Here is a 22,043-nt window from a genome sequence, read left to right as displayed (position 1 = left end):
AAATATGCAAACAACCGAGACTAGCGAGGGACCTGTGGCGAGGGCGCTAGCTCCCGCTGGACTGCTTAGCAGTCCCATTTTCAGGGCCGCTTCGCGGCCCAGCGGGAGCAAGCGCCCTCGCCACAGGGTGCTGCTGAAGTTAGCGAACGCTGCTTTCGAAACGGTTCACACCGGACAATTCCAGCACCAGCTCGTCACCGACATTCAGCGGACCCACGCCGGCTGGGGTGCCGGTGAGGATCACATCCCCGGCTTGCAGCGAGAAGCAGCCGGCCATGTACTGGATCATCGGGATGATCGGGTTGAGCATGACCGCACTGTTGCCATCCTGGCGCACTTCGCCGTTGATGGTCAGGCGAATGCCGATATCGGTCAGGTCAGGGAAGGTGCTGCCGACCACGAACGGCGCGATCACCGCCGCGCCGTCAAAGGACTTGGCGATTTCCCACGGCAAGCCCTTGGCTTTCAACTCGGCCTGCTTGTCGCGCAGGGTCAGGTCGAGGGCCGGGGCGAAGCCGGAGATGGCGTCGAGTACTTCTTCGCGGCTGGGCTTGGTCGACAGGGGTTTGCCGATCAGCACCGCGATTTCCGCTTCGTAATGCACCGAACCGCGTTCGGTCGGAATGCTGAAACCGCCTTCCAGCGCCACAACGCAGCTTCCCGGCTTGATGAACAGCAACGGTTCGGTCGGTACCGGGTTATCCAGTTCCTTGGCATGTTCGGCGTAGTTACGCCCGATACACACCACTTTGCCCATAGGGAAGTGGATGTTGGTGCCGTCGACATACTTGTGCTGGTAGCTCATGGAACGACTCCTTCAGGGGCGGTTAAACAGCGAAGATCTTGCCGGGGTTCATGATCCCGTTCGGGTCGAACACCGCTTTGACTGCCTTCATGTATTCGATTTCAACCGGCGAGCGGCTATAGGTCAGGTAATCGCGCTTGGTCATGCCCACACCGTGCTCGGCGGAGATCGAGCCGTTGTACTTCGCGACGGTCTCGAACACCCACTTGTTCACGGTGGCGCACTTGGCGAAGAACTCGTCCTTGCTCAGGTTTTCCGGCTTGAGGATGTTCAGGTGCAGGTTGCCGTCGCCGATATGGCCGAACCAGACGATTTCGAAGTCGGGGTAGTGTTCGCCGACGATCGCGTCAATTTCCTTCAAGAATGCCGGTACTTTCGATACCGTTACCGAAATGTCGTTCTTGTACGGCGTCCAGTGGGAAATGGTCTCGGAGATGTACTCGCGCAGCTTCCACAGGTTGTGCAGTTGGGTTTCGCTCTGGCTCATCACGCCGTCCAGCACCCAGCCCTGCTCGACGCAGTGCTCGAAGGTTTCCAGGGCGTGGTTGGCGACGTCTTCGGTGGTAGCTTCGAATTCCAGCAGTGCGTAGAACGGGCATTCGGTCTCGAACGGCGCCGGCACGTCACCACGGCCGAGGACTTTGGCCAGGGCCTTGTCGGAGAAAAACTCGAAAGCGGTCAGGTCCAGCTTGCTCTGGAACGCGTGCAGCACCGGCATGATCGAGTCGAAGTCGGTGGTGCCGAGCACCATGGCGGTGAGGTTTTTCGGCGCACGGTCCAGGCGCATGGTGGCTTCCACGACAAAACCCAGGGTGCCTTCGGCGCCGATGAACAACTGGCGCATGTCGTAGCCGGTGGCGTTCTTGATCAGGTCGCGGTTCAGTTCCAGCACGTCGCCTTTGCCGGTGACGACCTTCATGCCGGCGACCCAGTTACGGGTCATGCCGTAGCGAATCACCTTGATCCCGCCGGCATTGGTGCCGATATTGCCGCCAATCTGGCTCGAACCGGACGAAGCGAAGTCCACCGGGTAGTACAGGCCGTGCTCTTCGGCGGCGTTCTGCAATTGCTTGGTGACCACGCCCGGCTGGCACTTGGCGGTGCGGTCGGTGAGGTTCACGTCCAGGATCTGGTTCATATAGTCGAACGAGACGACCACTTCACCATTGGCCGCAACGGCAGCGGCCGACAGGCCGGTACGCCCACCGGACGGCACCAGCGCGACCTTGCGCTCATTGGCCCAGCGCACGATGGCCTGCACTTGCTCAGTCGTCTTGGGGAACACGATGGCAGTCGGGGCCGGCGCGAAGTGCTTGGTCCAATCCTTGCCGTAAGCCTCCAGGGAGTCGGCGTCGGTCAGCACTTTGCCGGGCTCAACCAGGGTCTTTAGCTCATCAATCAGGGCAGGATGGGTCATCGACAGAACTCTCGAACAATTCATGGTCATCCTGAGAACGCTTCACGTCGCAGGAATAGGTGTTTAGCGGGGCGCATATGCTAGCATACCGCCCCCGCAGGACAGAGCCCAAGGGCGTTCTGCGGTGACGGCTTTCCTGCCGTCCGGGTCAGCTTGCGCTGCTCGATTCCCTGCCATTTTTCTCCGGGATACAGGTTTACGCAGATGAGCAAGACTTCTCTCGATAAGAGCAAGATCAAGTTCCTTCTTCTGGAAGGCGTCCACCCATCGGCCGTCGAGGTTCTGAAGGCCGCCGGGTATACCAGCATTGAGTACATCACCAGCTCTCTGCCGGAAGCCCAGCTCAAGGAAAAGATCGCCGACGCGCACTTTATCGGCATTCGCTCCCGCACTCAGCTGACCGAAGAGGTCTTCGATCACGCCAAGAAACTCGTGGCGGTCGGCTGTTTCTGCATCGGCACCAACCAGGTCGACCTTAATGCGGCGCGCGAGCGCGGCATCGCGGTGTTCAACGCACCGTACTCCAACACCCGTTCCGTTGCGGAACTGGTGCTGGCCGAGGCCATCCTGCTGCTGCGCGGTATTCCGGAGAAAAACGCCTCCTGCCACCGTGGCGGCTGGATCAAGAGCGCAGCCAACTCCTTCGAAATCCGCGGCAAGAAGCTGGGTATCGTCGGTTACGGCTCGATCGGCACTCAACTGTCGGTCCTGGCCGAAAGCCTGGGCATGCAGGTGTTCTTCTACGACACCCTGACCAAGCTGCCACTGGGTAACGCCACGCAAGTGTCGAGCCTGACCGAACTGCTGGGCATGTCCGACATCGTCACCCTGCACGTGCCGGAAACCGCTGAAACCCAGTGGATGATCGGCGAGAAGGAAATCCGCTCGATCAAGAAAGGCGGCATCCTGATCAACGCTGCACGCGGCACCGTGGTCGAGCTAGACGCCCTGGCTGACGCGATCAAGGACAAACACCTGATCGGCGCCGCCATCGACGTGTTCCCGGTGGAGCCACGCTCCAACGACGACATCTTCGAAAGCCCGCTGCGTGGCCTGGACAACGTGATCCTGACCCCGCACATCGGCGGCTCCACTGCTGAAGCCCAGGCCAACATTGGCCTGGAAGTCTCGGAAAAACTGGTCAAGTACAGCGACAACGGTACGTCGGTGTCCTCGGTCAACTTCCCGGAAGTGGCCCTGCCGGCTCACCCTGGCAAGCACCGCCTGCTGCACATCCACCAGAACATCCCGGGTGTGATGATGGAGATCAACAAGGTCTTCGCAGAAAACGGCATCAACATCTCCGGTCAGTTCCTGCAGACCAACGAGAAGGTCGGCTACGTGGTAATCGACGTCGACGCCGAGTACTCGGACCTGGCACAACAGAAGCTGCAGCACATCAACGGCACGATTCGTTGCCGCGTGTTGTTCTAAGGCTTCAAACGCCGTACAAAAAAAGGGAGACCCACAGGGGTCTCCCTTTTTTTGTCTGAACAAATCTTACTTGACGTTAACCGTGATCACTTTCGAGGCTACAGTCGGGTTGAACTGCATGTGCAACTTGTCGCCGGCGACCAGTTGCAAGGTGTGCTTGCCAGGGGTGAGGGTCAGTTCGGTTTCGGTCTGGGCCTTACCGTAGTGGATCACGGTGTCAGTGGCCGGGATCGGCACGCTGGCGTCCGGCAGCGCTTTCTGGTCGACCAGCAGGTGATGGTGGCCGGTGCCTGGGGCCTGTTCGGTGGCCGGAGCCAGCTTCAGGCCTTCCATGCCGAATTTGACGGTGAAGGTTTTATCGACGGTGGCGCCGTCTTTCGGCGAAACGATAAACACTTTTGCACCTTCAGGTGGCGCGCTGCGCGGGATGCCGTCTGCGGCAGTCACCAACATCGAAGCACCCAGCAGCACGCTGGCAATCGTTGCACGAGACAAAAGGGCTTTCATTCGCTTCTCCACTTCTCTATGAAATTTGTAGGGTTATGACAACTTAGCGACAAATTGCTGTCCAAGGCACTCAACACCATAACAAAGCGATGCTGAACCACGCCTCGCACATTCGAATTCTTTAGGAGTGACCATGCGCTTTTCGCCTGGCCTGTTACTGCTGCTTCCCCTGATGAGCCCCTTGGCTCACGCCGAACTGATCGATGATGTGTTTGATCGCGGTGAGCTGCGCATCGCCCTGGAGGCCAACACCCCGCCCTACAACTTCAAGGACGGTGAGAAACTCAGCGGTTTTGAAGTTGAACTCGGTGAACAACTGGCCAAAGAGATGGATGTGCGCCCCTCGTTTATCACCACCGATGACAGCGACCTGCTGCCCGGCGTGGCAACTGGCAAGTACGACGTGGCCATCAATCATATCGCTATGACTGCCGAGTTGCAGGATCGGTTCGATTTCAGTGAGCCTTATCGCGACAAACCGGAGTTGGCCATTGCGTTCCAGAAGGGCAACCCGGCGTTCAAGGCGAGCCTGGACAAGGCGCTGCAACGGGTGAAGGCCGATGGACGGTTGAAGGCGCTGGCTCAGAAATGGTTCGAAGGCGACACAGCGGCAGTCAAGGCGCAGTAGATCAAATGTGGGCCAGGGCTTGTGCCGCCTCAAGCAACTCCAGCTCACTGAACACCAACACTCCATGGCGCTTGAGCAGCGCCGCCGTGACGCCCTCGCCGCTCACCTTCACGCCGCTGAAGCTACCGTCATAGGTCAGCACATTGCCGCAGGACGGGCTATTGGCCTTGAGCACGGCGATCTGGATCTGGTGGCGCTGCACCAGCGCCAACGCCTGGCGGGCGCCGTCGAGGAAGGCGGCGCTGAAGTCCTCGCCCGCAGCGGTCAGCACCTGGGCGCGGCCCTCCCACACGTCGATGCCCTGCCCGCCTGGAATCTCGGCGGAAGGCCTGGGCGTGGGCAAACCGCCCGACACTTCCGGGCAAATCGCAACCACACGGCCTTCGGCCTGCCACGCCGCCAGTTGATCGAACGGCCCGCTGGCGCCGCCGTCGTAGCGCACCTTGTGCCCGAGCAGGCAGCGGCTGACGAGAATTTTTTGCATGCTTAAAACGGCTCGTTGCCGCGCCGGCGAAACCAGCCGGTCAGCGACAGGCGCTCGCGGGTGGCGGGCAGGACTTCGTGGGGAACTTCTCCAGACAGGAACACCACCAGGCAACCGCCGCTGGGCACCACGTCATGTTCGACGCCGTCCTTGAGGTACATGCGCAACTGGCCGCCCTGCTCCGCCAGCCACTCGTCGTTCAGGTAGATCACCGCCGAGACCGAGCGCCGGTCATCGTCGCGAAACCGGTCCAGGTGCCTGAGGTAAAACGCCCCCGGCGGGTACATCGCGAAGTGGCCTTCAAAATCTTCCAGGCCGAGGAACAAGCTGCGGTTTATCGCCAGGCGCAAGCTATCCAATACCGCCATATAGCGGTCACAGACGGCGGAGTCGCCCTCCTCCAACCACTGGATATGGTCGCCGCGTATGCCCTCGCGAATCTCCTGGGCCGGCCCGCGCCCGATCGCCGCCGGTGCCAGTTCACCTTCAACCGCACGTTTACGGCACTCAGCCGCCAGTTCCAGGGTCAGAGCCTGGGGCAGGAAGCCGTTCTGCTGCGACCAGCCCTTTTCGGCCAGGTCGTCGACAATGCGTTGCAGCAATGGGTGATCGAGGGGTATTTGCATGGCGCGCATAGTATCCATACGCCTGTGAATCCAACAGGGCCGTTGAGCGTCTGAACGCACTTTAGTCAGGTGACTGATAGGATTTCTCGACAAATCCTACGCCCGACACGGACAATAGTGGCCGACTGACAGGAGTCCATATGCGTCGTTTGTTTTTTTCCTTGCTGATGTTCTGCGTTTTGCCCGCCTGGGCAGACGGCCATGACCTGTTGTACAAGGTCGCCGGCTGGGCCGAACAACGTGCGCATTTCAATGACGCCCTCAGTGCCGCCCAGCAACGCTACCGCAATAGCCTGCCGCCGGCGGTGTACCAGGCGCTGGTCGACAACAGCAATAAGCGCTTCGCCGCCCAGGCCATGGACCGGCGCGCCGAAGCCCAGTTGCGCAAGCGCCTGGCGGACCCAGCGCCAGCCCTGGCGTTTTTTCAATCGCCGCTGGGGCGCAAGGTTGTCGCCGCCGAATTGCTCGCCACCCGCCGCGACCAGTTGGCAAAAAATGCCCAAGGCCTGCCGCACATCGAAGCCGACGCCACCCGCAGCCTGATCATCGGCCACCTGGCCCAGGCCCTGCCTGCCCGTGAAGCCGGCGCCGAAGTCAGCCTGGCGATCGCCGGCGTGGCGGCCGACAGCTTGAGCCAGATGATCCCCGGCCTGTTGGGCGGCGGCCAGGCCCAGGGCATGTTGGATGGGCAACGCGAGCGGCTGATGCAACAGATCGGCAATGACCTGAACAACACGCTGCTGTACGTCTATCGGGATTTGTCCGACCCGGAGCTGGAAGAGTTCGCTACGTTTGCCGAGTCGCCGCAGGGTAAAGCGTATTACCAGGCGGCACTGGCAGCGGTACGCGCAGGCTTGGCGGTCGGTCAAAGCACTTCCAGCCTGGCGCAGTAACAAAATGTGGGAGGGGGCTTGCCCCCGATGGCGGTGGGTCAGTATCAGATGTGCTGACTGACACCCTGCTATCGGGGGCAAGCCCCCTCCCACATTTTCACCGCGTTATTTCAGGTGGTCGGTGAGGTACTTGAAGTACTCATTGCGAATCTCGGGAATCTCATTGGCCAAGTGATGCCGGCCACGCTTGAGCATCAACACCTCAGGCTGATCGAACTTGCCCCGCAGCATCTTCAGGTTGTGCTGCCAATCCACCGTCATATCCTCTTCGCCCTGCACAATCAGCGGCCGCCGCGGGCTGCGCGGTGCGGCTTCGATTTGCTTGATCCAGCGCGCCAGTGCCCCGACCCAGGCGGTCGGCAGTTGGCGCGGCTGCAAGGGGTCGGCTTCGAGGAACGGCTTGAAGGCCGGGTCATTGGTGTTTTCGCTGAACCGCCGGGCGATGCCTTTGACGAACGGCCGCAGCAGGTAATAGCTGACCTGCGACCAGCCCCACCCACGCGGGCGCACCAAGGGTGAAAGCAGAAAAGTCTTACCCTGGGCCGGGCTGTCGACGCCATGGTTGAGCAAGTGATCCACCACCACCGCGCCGCCGGTGCTTTGCCCGAACAGGTGCCAGGGCCGGGGCAGGTGCAGCGATTCGGCCTGGGCGAACAGCGCCTGCACCACGTCCTGGTACACCGCAAAATCATCGATGCTGGCCCGCACCCCGCTGGACAAGCCATGCCCCGGCAGGTCGCAGGCGATCACCACAAACCCCTGGTCCAGCGCCCAGTCGACCACGTGGCGGTACAGCCCCATATGGTCGTAGAACCCGTGGAACATAAACATCGTCGCCACCGGCACGGGCGGCCACCACACTTGGGCGACCACCTCGAAGCCATCGACCCCGAAGCGGCCAAGACGGCTCACCGCCGGCACCTTGCGCGCGCTCAGGTCCAGCCCGTAGAAACGCTGGTAGACCCGCGCCTCGGCGCTGAGCGGCTGCGCATCCACCAGGGGCCGCAAGCTGTCGCGCAGATGATCGGGGTCAAAGGTAACGGGCATAAGAGGTTCCAGACTTGGGGGCTTCACGCGCTGCGCAGAGGAATATCGAGCTGCGATATTCATCTGTCGGGGCAAGCATGGCAAGCTACGCGTCCTTCGAGGATTGATCTGAATGCGACAACCCTACCGCACCACCCTGTTCGCCAGCCTGGTGCTGCTGCTCTGCGCCGGCGTGTTATGGGCCGCGTATGACTGGTTCCAGGGACGCTACCTGCGCACCTTCAACGAACACACGGCGGTGTTTTCCGGCGACGCCCTGCGCCTGCCCGACGACCTCGCCGGCCCCGGCCCGATCCGTCTCGTGCATTTCTGGGACCCGGCCTGCCCGTGCAACGTCGGCAACCAGCAGCACCTGGGCGAGTTGATCGAGCACTACGCGCCCCAAGGCGTTGAGTTCTACGCCCTGCAAAAGCCCGGCAGCCACGGCCAACTGCCCGACAACCTGCGCCAGATGAAAATCCTCAGCAGCCTGCCCGGCGCCGATCAAATACCGGCGACCCCGGCCGTGGCGATCTGGGACCGCACAGGCAAGCTTGCGTATTTCGGGCCCTACAGCGAAGGGCTGACGTGCAACGCCAACAACAGCTTTATCGAGCCGATCCTCAAAGCCCTTGAAGCGGGACGCGCGGTGAATGCCACTCACACCCTGGCGGTGGGCTGCTATTGTTCGTGGCCAACCGGTTCGTAGCCCGCCGCCCCACTCTTGGTAAGGAATGTTCATGAAGCGCGTCTTGCAGGTTCTCGCGGTGCTGCTGGCGCTGGTTGCCGTCGGCGCCGGCTGGTACGTCTACAGCAAGCAACCCACCCGCCAGGGCGCAGTGACGCTGGCGAACCTGCAAGGTTCGGTCACGGTGCGCTACGACGACCGTGGCGTGCCGCATATCCGCGCCGAGAACGAGACCGACCTGTACCGCGCCCTGGGCTACGTGCATGCCCAGGACCGGTTGTTCCAGATGGAAATCATGCGGCGCCTGGCTCGCGGCGAATTGGCCGAAGTGCTCGGCCCCAAGCTGCTGGAGACCGACAAACTGTTCCGCAGCCTGCGCATTCGCGAACGGTCCGCCACTTATGTCGCGCAGCTGGACCATGAGTCGGCGCACTGGAAGGCCCTGCAAGCCTATCTGGACGGGATCAACCAGTATCAGGACACCCACGCCAGCCCGATGGAGTTCGATGTGCTGGGCATCCCGAAGCGGCCGTTCACCGCAGAGGACACCATCAGCGTCGCCGGGTATATGGCCTACAGCTTTGCTGCCGCGTTTCGTACCGAGCCATTGCTGACGTATGTACGCGACCAGTTGGGCAGCGACTACCTGAACGTGTTCGACCTCGCCTGGCAACCCAAGGGCGCGCTCAACCTGGCCGCCAGCGACTGGCAACGCCTCGGCGCCATTGCATCCCTGAGTGAACAGGCCCTGGCCGATAACGGCTTGCCGCAGTTCGAGGGCAGCAACGCCTGGGCCGTCAGCGGCAGCCGCACCAAGAGCGGCAAGCCGTTGCTGGCGGGTGACCCGCATATCCGCTTCTCGGTGCCGTCGGTGTGGTACGAGGCGCAGCTCTCGGCGCCGGGCTTTGAACTGTATGGCTATCACAACGCGCTGGTGCCGGTGGCGTTCCTGGGGCACAACCTGGATTTCGGCTGGAGCCTGACCATGTTCCAGAACGACGACCTCGACCTGATCGCCGAGAAGGTCAATCCGCAAAACCCCAACCAGGTCTGGTACCACGGCCAATGGGTCGACATGAGCAGCAGCGAGCAACAGATCGCGGTCAAGGGCCAGGCACCGGTCACCTTGACCCTGCGCCAGTCGCCCCATGGCCCGATCATCAATGACGTGCTCGGCGAGAACGCCGGCAAGACGCCGATCGCCATGTGGTGGGCGTTCCTCGACACCCAGAACCCGATCCTCGAAGGTTTCTACCAGCTCAACCGCGCCGACACCCTGGCCAAGGCCCGCGCCGCAGCAGCCAAGGTCTCGGCACCGGGCCTGAACATCGTGTGGGCGAATGCCAAGGGCGATATAGGCTGGTGGGCGGCGGCGCAGTTGCCGATCCGTCCGGCGGGCGTCAACCCCGGGTTTATCCTCGACGGCAGCACGGCCCAGGCCGACAAGCTGGGCTTCTACCCGTTCAGCGCCAACCCCCAGGAAGAAAACCCGGCGCGTGGCTATGTGGTATCGGCCAATGCGCAGCCGGTGTCGCCCAGCGGCATGGAAATCCCCGGCTATTACAACCTGGCCGACCGCGGCCAGCAGTTGAATGCGCAGTTGAGCGACAAAAGCGTGAAGTGGGAATTGAACAACAGCCAGGCGCTGCAACTGGGCACCACCACCGCCTTCGCCCCGCGCCTGTTGGCGCCGCTGTTGCCGGTGCTGCGCGAGGTGGTCAAGGACCCGGCGCAATTGCAACTGGTGGAACAACTGGCGGCCTGGAAAGGCGATTACCCGCTGGACTCCACCAGCGCCACGCTGTTCAACCAGTTCCTGTTCAACCTTGCCGACGCGACCTTCCACCCGAAACTGGGCGACGGCATGTTCAAGACGCTGCTCAGCACGCGGGTGATCGACGCCGCGTTGCCACGCCTGGCCGCAACCCCGGACTCACCCTGGTGGAACGGCAAGCGCGCCGACACCGTCAAGCTCGCCTGGGACAACAGCCTCGCACACCTCAAGGCCACCCTCGGCGATGACCCGGGCCAATGGCAGTGGGGCAAGGCCCATACGCTGACCCACGGCCACCCGCTGGGCTCGCAGAAACCGTTGGACCTGATCGTCAACGTCGGCCCCTTCCCCGCGCCCGGCACCCACGAAGTGCCGAACAACCAGTCGGCCAATATCGGCCCGGCGCCATGGCCGGTGACCTACGGCCCGTCGACACGGCGCCTGATCGACTTCGCCGACGTGCCCCACGCGCTGACCATCAACCCGGTGGGGCAAAGCGGTGTGCCGTTCGACAAGCACTATGGGGACCAGGCGGAGACGTATATCGAGGGTGGCTATGAGCAGGCGCATTTCAGCGATGAGGAAGTCACGGCTAATACGCGCGGCACGCTGAAGTTGCTGCCAGCACGCTGATCGCTTGGAAATCGATCAAAATGTGGGAGGGGGTTTGCTCCCGATAGCTGTGTGTCAGTCGATGCATATATGACTGAACCACCGCTATCGGGGGCAAGCCCCCTCCCACCTTGGATCTGCGGTGTTGTGCCTACACCGGCGGCGCGAAGTTGAGCCGGAACTGTTGTGGCGTCACCCCCAGCCGGCGGTTGAACACACTGCGCATGTGCTGGGCATCGCGAAACCCGCATTGATAGGCCACGGTCTTGAGCGGCGCGTGGCTGCTTTCGAGCATCACCCGCGCCGCGTCCACCCGCGCCCGCTCGACAAACTCCGCCGGGGTGATCCGCGCTTCACGGGCGAACACCCGGGAGAAGTTGCGCGCACTCATATTGGCGGCCTTGGCCAGGTCCGCAATGGTCAAATCGCCGGTCAGGTTGGCCAGCACATACAACTGCACCAGCGCCACCGCCGAGGTGGCTTCGGCGTGGGGCGTGAGGAACGGACTGAACTGCGACTGCCCGCCGGAGCGCTGGGTGAACACCACCAGGCGCTTGGCCACGCTCAGCGCCACTTCGGGCCCGTGGTCCTGGGCCAGCAGGTACAGCGACAGGTCGATACCCGCCGTGACCCCGGCCGAGGTGTAGAGGTTGCCGTCCTGCACGTAGAGGCGGTCGGCCTCGACCCGAGTGGTCGGGCACAGGCGCGCCAGGTCGGCGGCATCGCCCCAGTGCGTGGTGACCGTGCGGGCGTCGAGCAAACCGGCGCGAGCGAGTATGAAGGCGCCGTTGCAGATCGAGCCGAAGCGCCGCGCCCTGGCGGCGGCACTGCGTAGCCAGTCATCGAAGTCGGGGCCGAAATCCTCGAACGGCAGCTGCGGGCCACCCGCCACCAGCAGCAGGTCATAGGCTTGCAGGGCTTCGCGGTAATGCCGATGAGCTTGCAACGACAAGCCGTTGGAGGCCGCCATCGTGCCGTGGCCGATACCGATCACTTCCAGTTGGTAGTGATCTTCAGGCGCGAGAAAACGGTTCGCCTCGCAGAACACATCCATCGGCCCGGTCACGTCCAGTGACTGGACGCCGGGGAAGATCAGGATGGCGACAGTTTTGCTCATGAACAGGCACACCTTTACCTAACTGGATAAACACAGAACCCCTGTGGGAGGGGCGGTGCGACTTGCCGCCGATAGCAGAGTGTCAGTCACTGAAGCAGTGACTGATCCGCCGCCCTCGGGGGCAAGTCGAATCGTCGTACCGCCCCTCCCACCTTTGGATTTTCGCAGGCTTGGAGGGTGATATTACCTGCTACACCCTAGCCGATTTTCACTTGGCACGATGTAGCGGCACATTGGCCGACATCGCACCCTCGTTGCGATAGCCCCTTCCCAGGCGCACGACCAGACTGGCTTCCTCGGCGCCACCCCGGCGCTTTCTTGCGGAGAACGACCATGAGCACCACCATCGCCGGCATCAAGATCCCGGACAGCGCCCTGGCCAAGGCCACCACCGACTATATCCGCGACGTCGAGTCCGACCTGCTCTACCACCACTCGCGCCGGGTGTTTCTGTTTGGCGCGTTGAGCGGTGAGCGCAAGCAACTGGCCTACAACCCGGAGTTGCTGTACGTCGGCGCGATGTTCCATGACCTGGGCCTGGTGCAAGGCCATCGCAGCGATGACCAGCGTTTCGAAGTCGACGGTGCCAACGCAGCGGCGGACTTCCTCACGCCGTATGGGCTGAGCGATGACGATATCGAGCAGGTGTGGCTGTCCATCGCACTGCACACGACGCCGGGTGTGCCGCAACATCTGCGCCCGACCGTGGCGCTGGTCACCGCCGGCGTCGAGATGGACGTGCTGGGCATGGACTACGCCGCGTTTACCCCCGTGCAGCGCGAAGCCGTGGTGCATGCGCATCCACGCGGTGAAGGGTTCAAGGAGTGCATCATCTGCGCCTTCGCCGACGGCTTGCGCCATCGCCCGCAGACCACGTTTGGCAACGTGAAGACCGATGTGCTGGTGGATCAGGAGCCGGGGTTCAAGCCGATGAACTTTGTCGAGGTGATTCGCCAGTCGCCGTGGGCTGCGTAATCAACCTGGAATGCGGTCCAAATGTGGGAGGGGCGGTGCGACGATTCGACTTGCCCCCGATAGCAGAGTGTCAGTCACTGAAGCTGTGACAGATCCACCGCCATCGGGGGCAAGCCCCCTCCCACATTTTTAACCCGGCGCAGGCCGTTAGACCGGCGCGGGCGCCCGACGCTTGTCCGGCTGCTGCCAGCCATCGGCGGCGGCTTCTTCGATCGCTTGCTGGATGGCTTTCTTGCGCAGGTCTTCGGCACGACGGCTGAAGAACCACACCAGGAAGGTCACCAGCGATACCGCCAGCAAAATCAGGCTGGCCACGGCGTTGATCTCGGGTTTAACCCCAAGGCGCACGGCCGAGAAGACTTCCATCGGCAAGGTGGTCGAGCCCGGGCCGGAGACGAAGCTGGCGAGTACCAGGTCATCGAGCGACAGCGCGAAGGACATCATCCCACCCGCCGCCAACGACGGCGCGATCATCGGGATGGTGATCAGGAAGAACACCTTCCACGGCCGCGCACCCAAGTCCATCGCCGCTTCTTCGATCGACAGGTCCAGCTCACGCAAACGCGCCGACACCACCACCGCCACATACGCCGCACAGAACGTGGTGTGGGCGATCCAGATGGTGACGATGCCACGTTCCTGGGGCCAACCGATCATCTGCGCCATGGCCACGAACAGCAGCAACAACGACAGACCGGTGATCACTTCCGGCATGACCAGCGGCGCGGTCACCAGGCCGCCAAACAGCGTGCGGCCCTTGAACTGGCTGATGCGCGTCAGCACGAACGCCGCCAGCGTACCCAGTGCCACGGCCGCGATGGCCGTGTAGCAAGCGATTTCCAGCGAGCGTGCCACCGAGCCCATCAATTGGGTGTTGTCCAACAGGCCCACGTACCACTTGATCGACCAACCGCCCCACACCGTCACCAGCTTGGATTCGTTGAACGAATAGATCACCAGGATCAGCATCGGCAGGTAGATGAACAACAACCCCGCCACCAGCATGAAGCTTGAGAAACTGACGCGCTTCATATCTTGCCCTCCATCTCTTTGGCTTGGCTGCGGTTGAACAGGATGATCGGCACGATCAGGATCGCCAGCATCACCACCGCCAGGGCGGAAGCCACCGGCCAGTCACGGTTGTTGAAGAATTCTTGCCACAACACTTTACCGATCATCAGGGTTTCCGGGCCGCCGAGCAGTTCCGGGATCACGAACTCGCCGACTACCGGGATAAACACCAGCATGCAACCGGCGATGATGCCGTTCTTGGACAGCGGCACGGTGATCTTCCAGAAGCTGTTGAAGGTGCTCGAACCGAGGTCCGAGGCAGCTTCCAGCAGGCTCTGGTCGTGCTTCACCAGGTTGGCGTACAGCGGCAGGATCATGAACGGCAGGTACGAATAGACCACGCCGATATACACCGCGATATTGGTGTTGAGGATTTGAATCGGTTCGTTTATCAGCCCAATGGACATCAGGAAGCTATTGAGCAAACCATTGTTGCTAAGGATGCCCATCCACGCATACACGCGGATCAGGATCGCGGTCCAGGTCGGCATCATGATCAGCAGCACCAGCACGGTCTGCATCTCTTTGCGCGCGGTGGCAATAGCGTAGGCCATCGGGTAACCGATCAGCAGGCACAGCAAGGTGCTAAAGAACGCCATCTTCAGCGAACCCAGGTACGCGGCGATGTACAACTCGTCGCCCGCCAGCAAGCTGTAGTTGGCGAGGTTGAGCACCAGTTGCAGCTTCTGCTCAACGTAGGTGTAGATCTCGGTGTAGGGCGGAATCGCCACATCGGCTTCGGCAAAGCTGATTTTCAGGACAATGAAAAACGGCAGCGCGAAAAACAGGAACAGCCACAGGAAGGGAATCCCGATGACCACCTGCTTGCCACTGGGGATTATGCGGTGCAAGCGCCGCTTGAATTTCTTCATGTTCATGAGCGAAGTACCACGCCGCTGTCGTCTTCCCACCACACGTAGACCTGGTCACCCCAGGTCGGCCGCTGGCCACGGCGTTCGGCGTTGGCGACGAAGGACTGCACCAGCTTGCCGCTCGGCAACTCCACGTAGAACACCGAGTGCCCGCCGAGGTAGGCGATGTCGTGGACCTTGCCGCTGGACCAGTTGTGCTCGCAGGTCGGCATTTCAGTGGTGACCAGCAGTTTTTCCGGGCGAATGGCGTAGGTCACCGACTTGTCTTCCACCGCAGTGGCGATGCCGTAGCCCACATAGATGTCACGGTCCAGGTCCGGGCACTGGAGCACCGCGTGGCCTTCGGCGTCGTCGACCACCTGGGTGTCGAAGATGTTGACGTTGCCGATGAACTCGCACACAAGCCGGCTGGTCGGCGTCTCGTAGATGTCGACCGGGCTGCCGATCTGCGCGATCCAGCCCAGGTGCATGATCGCGATGCGCTCGGCCATGGTCATGGCCTCTTCCTGGTCGTGGGTCACCATGACGCAGGTCACGCCGACGCGCTCGATGATTTCCACCAGTTCCAGTTGCATCTGCGAACGCAGTTTCTTGTCGAGGGCACCCATCGGCTCATCGAGCAGCAACAGTTTTGGGCGCTTGGCCAGGGAACGGGCCAGGGCCACACGCTGACGCTGGCCGCCGGACAACTGGTGCGGCTTGCGCTTGGCGTACTGGCTCATCTGCACCAGTTTGAGCATCTCGGTCACGCGGGCGTCGACTTCGGACTTGGGAATCTTGTCCTGCTGCAGACCAAACGCGATGTTCTGCGCCACAGTCATGTGCGGGAACAGGGCGTAGGACTGGAACATCATGTTGATCGGCCGCTCGTAGGGCGGCATGTCGGTGATGTCCACACCGTCGAGGTAGATGCGACCCTCGGTTGGGCGCTCAAAACCTGCGAGCATACGCAACAAGGTGGATTTGCCCGAACCCGAACCGCCGAGCAAGGCGAAGATCTCGCCTTTCTTGATTTCCAGGGACACATCGTCCACCGCAATCGTCTCGTCGAACTTCTTCGTGACCCGGTCGATTTTGACCAGCACCTTTTTCGGTGTCTGGTCGCCCTCGAGGGCTTTCTTATAGGCGCCGGAGGCAACTGCCATTTACGAAACTCCCGAAAAAAAAATGCAGTTCGCCCGAGGCGGGCGAACCCAGGATAATTTGAGCCTTACTTGCCCGTCTTGACCTTGGTCCAGCTACGGGTCATCAAACGCTGCACGTTCGGGGGTAGCTCGACGTTGACAAATGTCCGGTCGAGAACCGCCTGCGGTGGGTAAACCGCTTCGTCGGTGCGTATCGATTGTTCCATCAGTGTGTCCGCCCCTGGGTTAGGGTTGGCATAACCGACGTAATCACTGACCTGAGCGATAACCTCAGGTTGCAGTAAATAGTTGATGAAGGCGTGGGCCTCTTTGACGTTGGTCGCGTCCTTGGGGATCGCCAGCACGTCAAACCACAGGTTGCCGCCTTCTTTCGGAATCGCGTAGGCGATATTCACGCCCTTGCCCGCTTCGCTTGCGCGAGCCTTGGCCTGGAACACATCGCCGGAGAACCCGGCCGCCACGCAGATGTTGCCGTTGGCCAGGTCGGAGATGTATTTGGAAGAATGGAAGTAGGTCACATAAGGCCGCACTTTCAGCAGTTTCGCTTCGGCCTTCTTGTAGTCTTCGGGATTCTCACTGTTGGGGTTCAGGCCCATGTAGTTGAGCACCGCCGGCAGCATTTCATCTGCCGAGTCCATGAAGGACACGCCGCACTTCGCCAGCTTCTTCATGTTTTCCGGCTCGAACAGCACGGCCCAGGAGTCGATCTTGTCGACGCCCAGCACTTCTTTGACTTTATCGACGTTGTAACCGATGCCGTTGGTGCCCCACAGGTACGGCACCGCGTATTGGTTGCCCGGGTCGTTCTTTTCCAGACGCTTGAGCAGCGCCGGGTCGAGGTTGGCGTAGTGGGTCAGCAACGACTTGTCGAGCTTCTGGAACGCCCCGGCCTTGATCTGTTTGCCGAGGAAGTGATTGGACGGCACCACCACGTCGTAACCGGTACGCCCGGCCAGCAACTTGCCTTCCAGGGTTTCGTTGGAATCAAACACGTCATACACCGGCTTGATACCGGAGGCCTTTTCAAAGTTGGCCAGGGTGTCGGGGCCGATGTAGTCCGACCAGTTATAAACATGCACAGTCGATGCGGCCTGCACGCTGACGGCCAGCGTGATACCTGCACCTACCAGCAAGGCTTGGCGAAATAAAGAAAATGGCAAGTGGAGGTCCTCTTAAATAGTTGGGCCCAAAGTTGTTGCCCGGCAACAAAACCGGCGCGCAACTTACCCTCGATAAACCGATCCGGCAAAACTTTATGTCATTTAATGTGTGGGAGGGGGCTTGCTCCCGATGGCGGCGTACCATCCGAGAACATCGGCGACTGACACTCCGCCTTCGCGAGCAAGCCCGCTCCCACAGGTTTTAAGGCTTATTTGCCCGATTTGATTTTGGTCCAGCTGCGTGTCATTTCACGCTGAGTCGCCGCCGGCAAGTCGGCAATGGCATACAGCTTGGCTTGCACATCCGCTGGCGGGTAGATGCCTGGGTCGCTGGTGATGTCTTTGTCGACCAATGCGGTGGCTTTCTCGTTACCGTTCGGGAAACGCACGCTGTTGGTGATCGCAGCCATGACTTTCGGCTCGAGCAGGTAGTTCATGAACTTGTAGGCGGCTTCGACGTTTTCGGCATCTTTAGGGATGGCGACCATGTCATAGAAACTACCGGCGCCTTCCTTCGGAATGTCATACGCCACTTTGACCTTGCCACCGGCTTCAGCCGCGCGGGACTTGGCCTGCTGGATGTCACCCGAGTAACCCACGGCTACGCAGATGTTGCCGTTGGCCAGGTCGGAGATGTACTTGGACGAGTGGAAGTAGCCGATCGAAGGACGGATCTTCAGAAACAGGTCTTCGGCTTGCTTGAGGTCAGCCTTCTTCTGGCTGTCGGTCGGCAGGCCCAGGTAATGCAGCGCGATCGGCAACATTTCGGTTGGCGAATCGAGGAAGCTCACGCCGCAGCTCTTGAGCTTGGCGATGTTTTCCGGCTTGAGCAGGATGTCCCACGAGTCGATCTTGTCGACGCCCAGCGCGGCCTTGACCTTCTCCGGGTTGTAACCGATGCCGATCGAACCCCACATGTAGGGGAACGCGTGTTTGTTGTCCGGGTCGCTGATCGACACGGCCTTGAGCAGGGACGTGTTCAGGTTTTCGTAGTTGGACAGCTTGGACTTGTCCAGCTCCTGGTAGACGCCGGCCTTGATCTGCTTGGCGAGGAAGTTGTTCGACGGTACAACGATGTCGTAACCGGACTTGCCTGCCAGCAACTTGGCTTCGAGGGTCTCGTTGCTGTCGAATACGTCGTACACCACTTTAATGCCCGACTCTTTTTCAAAGTTGGCGATGGTGTCCGGAGCAATATAGTCGGACCAGTTGTAGACGTGCAGCACTTTATCGCCTGCCTGGGCCGCGCCCGCCATTGCGCCCATCAGGGACAACGCGAGGAGGGTCTTGCCAGCGTTCTTCAAACCTAATGCCTTCATTTGGTGATGCTCCGATTTTCTTTTTTGGACCGCAACATACTTCATCGATATATAGCTGTTTGGCAGCCCGTCGAAGGGCAGCAAAACAGGACAACAATCTGGCAAGTTAGGGGGCTGGCTTCAACCAACCCGCTCTTTTGTAACTGCCCGAACGCAGCGCCCAAGAGCGACTGCGTTCTGAGCCTAGCACCTAGCCCTGCAATGCCGCCAAAGTCAGGTCCAGGCAACGACGAGCCTTGGTCACCAGCTCGTCAATTTCGGTCTTGCTGATCACCAGCGGCGGCGAAATGATCATGGTGTCCCCCACGGCGCGCATGATCAGGCCATTCTCGAAGCAGAAGGTTCGGCAAATCATGCCAACGCCACGGCCTTCGTAACGCTTGCGCGTCGCTTTGTCCTGAACCAGTTCAATTGCACCGAGCATGCCAACACCGCGTACTTCACCCACCAAGGGATGATCAGCCAGCTCCCTTAGACGTTTCTGCAAATAGGGTGCCGTTTCGTCATGCACACGCTTAATAATTTGCTCATCGCGCATGATACGGATGTTTTCCAGAGCCACCGCTGCTGCCACCGGGTGACCGGAATAGGTGAAGCCGTGGTTGAAATCGCCGCCTTCATTCAGCACCGCAACCACCTCGTCGCGCACGATCAGGCCACCCATCGGGATGTAACCCGAGGTCAGGCCCTTGGCGATGGTCATCATGTCGGGCTTGAGGTCGTAGAAATCGCTGCCGAACCACTCGCCGGTACGGCCGAAACCGCAGATCACCTCATCGGCGACAAACAGGATGTCGTACTTGGCGAGGATTTCCTTGATGCGCGGCCAGTAGCTGTCAGGCGGCACGATCACGCCACCGGCGCCCTGGATCGGCTCGGCAATAAAGGCACCGACGTTGTCCACGCCCAGTTCCAGGATCTTCTCTTCGAGCTGGTTGGCGGCCCACACACCGAACTCTTCGGGGCTCATGTCGCCGCCTTCGCCAAACCAGTAAGGCTGGGCGATGTGGACGATACCCGGGATCGGCAAGTCGCCCTGTTCATGCATATAGGTCATGCCGCCGAGGCTGGCGCCGGCCACGGTGGAGCCGTGGTAGCCATTCTTGCGGCTGATGATGATTTTCTTGTTCGGCTGGCCCTTGATCGCCCAGTAGTGGCGGACCATGCGCAGCATGGTGTCGTTGCCTTCGGAGCCGGAGCCGGTGAAGAACACGTGGTTCATGCCGGCCGGTGCGACGTCGGAGATCGCCTTGGCCAGTTCCAGCACCGGCGGGTGGGCGGTCTGGAAGAACAGGTTGTAGTACGGCAGTTCTTTCATCTGCTTGGCGGCGGCATCAGCCAGTTCATCGCGACCGTAACCGATCGCCACGCACCACAGGCCGGCCATGCCGTCGAGGATCTTGTTGCCTTCGCTGTCCCACAGGTAAACGCCGCGGGCTTTAGTGATGATCCGCGGGCCTTTCTCTTTCAGCTGTTTGAAGTCGCTGAACGGCGCCAGGTGGTGATCATTGCTCAAGGCTTGCCATTCACGGGTTTGCGGGTTGTTGCTGGACATACCAATCTCCTAGACTTTTCAGTGAAGGGCGCACCGTTTAAAGGGCGCGCCCGGCGCATCAGACGGCAAAGAGCAGAAATTCCCGCTCCCAAGAACTGATCACGCGCTTGAAGTTTTCATGCTCGGCCCGCTTGACCGCGACGTAGCCCGTGATGAATTTGTGACCCAGGTATTTCTCGACGGTCTTGCTGTTTTCCATGCGTTCCAGGGCGTCTTCGATGGTCAACGGCAGGCGCAGGTTGCGCCGTTCGTAACCACGGCCGACGACCGGCGCGCTCGGGTTATGCCCTTCGACCATGCCGATGTAGCCGCACAACAGGCTGGCGGCAATCGCCAGGTACGGGTTGGCGTCAGCGCCGGGCAGGCGGTTTTCCACACGACGGTTCTGCGGGCCGGCATCCGGTACGCGCAGACCGACGGTACGGTTTTCTTCGCCCCATTCCACGTTCACCGGCGCGGAAGTGTCCGGCAGGAAGCGGCGGAACGAGTTCACGTTGGGGGCAAACAGCGGCAGCAATTCCGGGATGAATTTCTGCAGTCCGCCAATGTGGTTGAGGAACAGTTGGCTCATGGTCCCGTCTTCATTGGAGAAGACGTTCTTGCCGGTGGCGAGGTCGATGATGCTCTGGTGCAGGTGCATCGCGCTGCCGGGCTCGCCGGTCATCGGCTTGGCCATGAAGGTGGCGGCCACGTTGTGCTTGAGCGCGGCTTCACGCATGGTGCGCTTGAACACCAGGATCTGGTCGGCCAGGGACAGGGCGTCGCCGTGACGGAAGTTGATTTCCATCTGCGCCGTGCCGTCCTCGTGGATCAGGGTGTCGAGGTCCAGCTCCTGCAGTTCGCACCAGTCGTAGACATCTTCGAACAGCGGGTCGAATTCGTTAGCCGCTTCTATAGAGAAGGACTGCCGGCCGGTTTCCGGACGGCCGGAACGGCCAATCGGCGGTTGCAGCGGGAAGTCCGGGTCTTCGCAGCGTTTGGTCAGGTAGAACTCCATCTCCGGCGCCACGATGGGCTGCCAGCCTTTGTCGGCGTAGAGCTTGAGGACTTTCTTGAGCACGTTGCGCGGCGACAGCTCGATCGGGTTGCCTTGCTTGTCGTAGGTGTCGTGGATCACCTGGGCGGTGGGCTCGATGGCCCACGGCACCAGGAACACCGCGTTCTGGTCGGGGCGGCAGATCATGTCGATGTCGGCCGGGTCGAGCAATTCGTAATAGATGTCGTCTTCGACATAGTCGCCGGTCACGGTCTGCAACAGAACGCTCTCGGGCAGGCGCATGCCTTTCTCGGCGATGAACTTGTTGGTCGGCGAGATCTTGCCCCGGGTGATGCCGGTGAGGTCGCCAATCATGCATTCGACTTCTGTGATCTTGTGGTCTTTCAACCAATCGGTGAGCTGGTCGAGGTTGTTACTCATAAATGCCTCTGGGCTGGGTTTCCTGACGTCCATTAAAGGTCAGGCTTTGGTTGACGCATCGGCGTCGCTGGTTCATCAGAGTGGGAGCTTAACCGCCATTTGGGGTGCCGTTGCACTCCTTAAGCAAAAGGCTTGCCTCCCGTGCAGGATAATGAGCGGCAACCGCAAAAAAGGCCGGATCGGCGTCATGGAAAGGGCGGGTGTAAAAAAATGAACGGGTAACGCGAACAGCATCCTGGCCGTCAAGAATAATGACCGGATCGAGGGAATTTATCGGGGATTGAATCGTCGACGGGAATGCGCGTTCGCAACATTCGAGATAGCTGTGAAAAGCATGCAGACCGACCTGTTTCGAGCAGGTGGTGATGCCGATTATCGGCAGGCCAGACATGAAGCACCCCGGTATTATTGCTGTTATGGGTTTTAATCGAGCTTAGCCTTGTTCATTTTTTTACACAACACCCCCGTAAAAAATACAACACGGCCCGCTCAAGCCTGCTAGTCCCGAGCCGGTCAAA

General features: G+C 60.9%; 21 protein-coding genes. 6 read left to right on the top strand and 15 right to left on the bottom strand.

Annotated elements, in window-relative coordinates:
• Nucleotides 1-139: 139 nt before the first annotated feature.
• Complete coding sequence (locus ACP7CJ_RS07650) at nucleotides 140-805, bottom strand: fumarylacetoacetate hydrolase family protein (protein WP_276195335.1); 666 nt, start codon at nucleotides 803-805, stop codon at nucleotides 140-142.
• 22 nt (nucleotides 806-827) lie between these two features.
• Nucleotides 828-2,222 (bottom strand): FAD-binding oxidoreductase, encoded by a 1,395-nt coding sequence (locus tag ACP7CJ_RS07645; RefSeq protein ID WP_276195336.1) that lies wholly within the window; start codon nucleotides 2,220-2,222, stop codon nucleotides 828-830.
• Nucleotides 2,223-2,426: 204 nt separating this feature from the next.
• On the opposite strand from ACP7CJ_RS07645, the gene serA reads away from it, so the two are divergent.
• A complete protein-coding gene (serA, locus tag ACP7CJ_RS07640) occupies nucleotides 2,427-3,656 on the top strand; it encodes a phosphoglycerate dehydrogenase (protein ID WP_276195337.1) in 1,230 nt (409 codons plus the stop codon).
• A 66-nt stretch (nucleotides 3,657-3,722) separates the two neighbouring features.
• On the opposite strand, the gene ACP7CJ_RS07635 is transcribed toward serA, so the two are convergent.
• Entirely contained in the window at nucleotides 3,723-4,163 is a 441-nt protein-coding gene (locus ACP7CJ_RS07635) for a DUF4399 domain-containing protein (protein ID WP_247396887.1), read from the bottom strand.
• Nucleotides 4,164-4,296: 133 nt separating this feature from the next.
• Here ACP7CJ_RS07635 and ACP7CJ_RS07630 point away from each other — a divergent pair, with 133 nt between their 5' ends.
• On the top strand, nucleotides 4,297-4,791 hold the full coding sequence (locus ACP7CJ_RS07630) for a transporter substrate-binding domain-containing protein (RefSeq protein WP_276195338.1): 495 nt from the start codon (nucleotides 4,297-4,299) through the stop codon (nucleotides 4,789-4,791).
• A 1-nt stretch (nucleotide 4,792) separates the two neighbouring features.
• On the opposite strand, the gene ACP7CJ_RS07625 is transcribed toward ACP7CJ_RS07630, so the two are convergent.
• Nucleotides 4,793-5,275, bottom strand: coding sequence for a DUF523 domain-containing protein (locus ACP7CJ_RS07625; protein ID WP_426099948.1), 483 nt, complete (start codon nucleotides 5,273-5,275; stop codon nucleotides 4,793-4,795).
• A gap of 2 nt (nucleotides 5,276-5,277) precedes the next feature.
• Entirely contained in the window at nucleotides 5,278-5,910 is a 633-nt protein-coding gene (locus ACP7CJ_RS07620; RefSeq protein ID WP_426100012.1) for a 2OG-Fe(II) oxygenase, read from the bottom strand.
• Between the two features lie 131 nt (nucleotides 5,911-6,041).
• Here ACP7CJ_RS07620 and ACP7CJ_RS07615 point away from each other — a divergent pair, with 131 nt between their 5' ends.
• Entirely contained in the window at nucleotides 6,042-6,794 is a 753-nt protein-coding gene (locus ACP7CJ_RS07615) for a DUF2059 domain-containing protein (protein ID WP_426099947.1), read from the top strand.
• A 105-nt stretch (nucleotides 6,795-6,899) separates the two neighbouring features.
• Here ACP7CJ_RS07615 and ACP7CJ_RS07610 read toward each other — a convergent pair whose 3' ends face one another.
• Nucleotides 6,900-7,841, bottom strand: coding sequence for an alpha/beta hydrolase (locus ACP7CJ_RS07610; protein ID WP_276195341.1), 942 nt, complete (start codon nucleotides 7,839-7,841; stop codon nucleotides 6,900-6,902).
• 112 nt (nucleotides 7,842-7,953) lie between these two features.
• Here ACP7CJ_RS07610 and ACP7CJ_RS07605 point away from each other — a divergent pair, with 112 nt between their 5' ends.
• On the top strand, nucleotides 7,954-8,529 hold the full coding sequence (locus ACP7CJ_RS07605; RefSeq protein ID WP_247407550.1) for a DUF6436 domain-containing protein: 576 nt from the start codon (nucleotides 7,954-7,956) through the stop codon (nucleotides 8,527-8,529).
• 31 nt (nucleotides 8,530-8,560) lie between these two features.
• Nucleotides 8,561-10,915 (top strand): penicillin acylase family protein, encoded by a 2,355-nt coding sequence (locus ACP7CJ_RS07600; protein WP_426099946.1) that lies wholly within the window; start codon nucleotides 8,561-8,563, stop codon nucleotides 10,913-10,915.
• A gap of 130 nt (nucleotides 10,916-11,045) precedes the next feature.
• Here the strand turns inward: ACP7CJ_RS07600 and ACP7CJ_RS07595 are convergent, their stop codons facing one another.
• A complete protein-coding gene (locus ACP7CJ_RS07595; RefSeq protein WP_426099945.1) occupies nucleotides 11,046-12,011 on the bottom strand; it encodes a GlxA family transcriptional regulator in 966 nt (321 codons plus the stop codon).
• Between the two features lie 333 nt (nucleotides 12,012-12,344).
• Between ACP7CJ_RS07595 and ACP7CJ_RS07590 the strand changes: the two genes are divergently transcribed.
• The gene (locus ACP7CJ_RS07590) at nucleotides 12,345-12,986 is read left to right on the top strand and encodes an HD domain-containing protein (RefSeq protein ID WP_276195344.1); all 642 of its coding nucleotides are present in this window, start codon (nucleotides 12,345-12,347) and stop codon (nucleotides 12,984-12,986) included.
• 147 nt (nucleotides 12,987-13,133) lie between these two features.
• Here the strand turns inward: ACP7CJ_RS07590 and ACP7CJ_RS07585 are convergent, their stop codons facing one another.
• From ACP7CJ_RS07585 to ACP7CJ_RS07550, 8 genes are all read right to left on the bottom strand, one after another.
• Nucleotides 13,134-14,018, bottom strand: coding sequence for an ABC transporter permease subunit (locus tag ACP7CJ_RS07585; RefSeq protein ID WP_247402191.1), 885 nt, complete (start codon nucleotides 14,016-14,018; stop codon nucleotides 13,134-13,136).
• A complete protein-coding gene (locus ACP7CJ_RS07580) occupies nucleotides 14,015-14,935 on the bottom strand; it encodes an ABC transporter permease subunit (RefSeq protein WP_426099944.1) in 921 nt (306 codons plus the stop codon). Before ACP7CJ_RS07580 ends, ACP7CJ_RS07585 begins: the two co-directional genes overlap by 4 nt.
• Complete coding sequence (locus ACP7CJ_RS07575; RefSeq protein ID WP_276195345.1) at nucleotides 14,932-16,074, bottom strand: ABC transporter ATP-binding protein; 1,143 nt, start codon at nucleotides 16,072-16,074, stop codon at nucleotides 14,932-14,934. The genes ACP7CJ_RS07580 and ACP7CJ_RS07575 overlap by 4 nt, the downstream gene beginning before the upstream one ends.
• 65 nt (nucleotides 16,075-16,139) lie before the next feature.
• Nucleotides 16,140-17,234 (bottom strand): polyamine ABC transporter substrate-binding protein, encoded by a 1,095-nt coding sequence (locus ACP7CJ_RS07570; protein ID WP_426099943.1) that lies wholly within the window; start codon nucleotides 17,232-17,234, stop codon nucleotides 16,140-16,142.
• 209 nt (nucleotides 17,235-17,443) lie between these two features.
• A complete protein-coding gene (locus tag ACP7CJ_RS07565; protein ID WP_276198008.1) occupies nucleotides 17,444-18,538 on the bottom strand; it encodes a polyamine ABC transporter substrate-binding protein in 1,095 nt (364 codons plus the stop codon).
• A gap of 205 nt (nucleotides 18,539-18,743) precedes the next feature.
• The gene (locus tag ACP7CJ_RS07560; RefSeq protein WP_426099942.1) at nucleotides 18,744-20,108 is read right to left on the bottom strand and encodes an aspartate aminotransferase family protein; all 1,365 of its coding nucleotides are present in this window, start codon (nucleotides 20,106-20,108) and stop codon (nucleotides 18,744-18,746) included.
• Between the two features lie 58 nt (nucleotides 20,109-20,166).
• A complete protein-coding gene (locus ACP7CJ_RS07555; protein WP_426099941.1) occupies nucleotides 20,167-21,525 on the bottom strand; it encodes a glutamine synthetase family protein in 1,359 nt (452 codons plus the stop codon).
• An 88-nt stretch (nucleotides 21,526-21,613) separates the two neighbouring features.
• The gene (locus tag ACP7CJ_RS07550) at nucleotides 21,614-21,916 is read right to left on the bottom strand and encodes a glutamine amidotransferase (RefSeq protein WP_276195347.1); all 303 of its coding nucleotides are present in this window, start codon (nucleotides 21,914-21,916) and stop codon (nucleotides 21,614-21,616) included.
• Nucleotides 21,917-22,043 lie beyond the last annotated feature (127 nt).

It is taken from the genome of Pseudomonas sp. PSPC3-2, assembly GCF_049897085.1.
Classification (GTDB): domain Bacteria; phylum Pseudomonadota; class Gammaproteobacteria; order Pseudomonadales; family Pseudomonadaceae; genus Aquipseudomonas; species Aquipseudomonas paraveronii.
The sequence above is the reverse complement of the archived record's forward strand: the minus strand, read 5'-3'. Positions and strand labels throughout refer to the sequence as shown.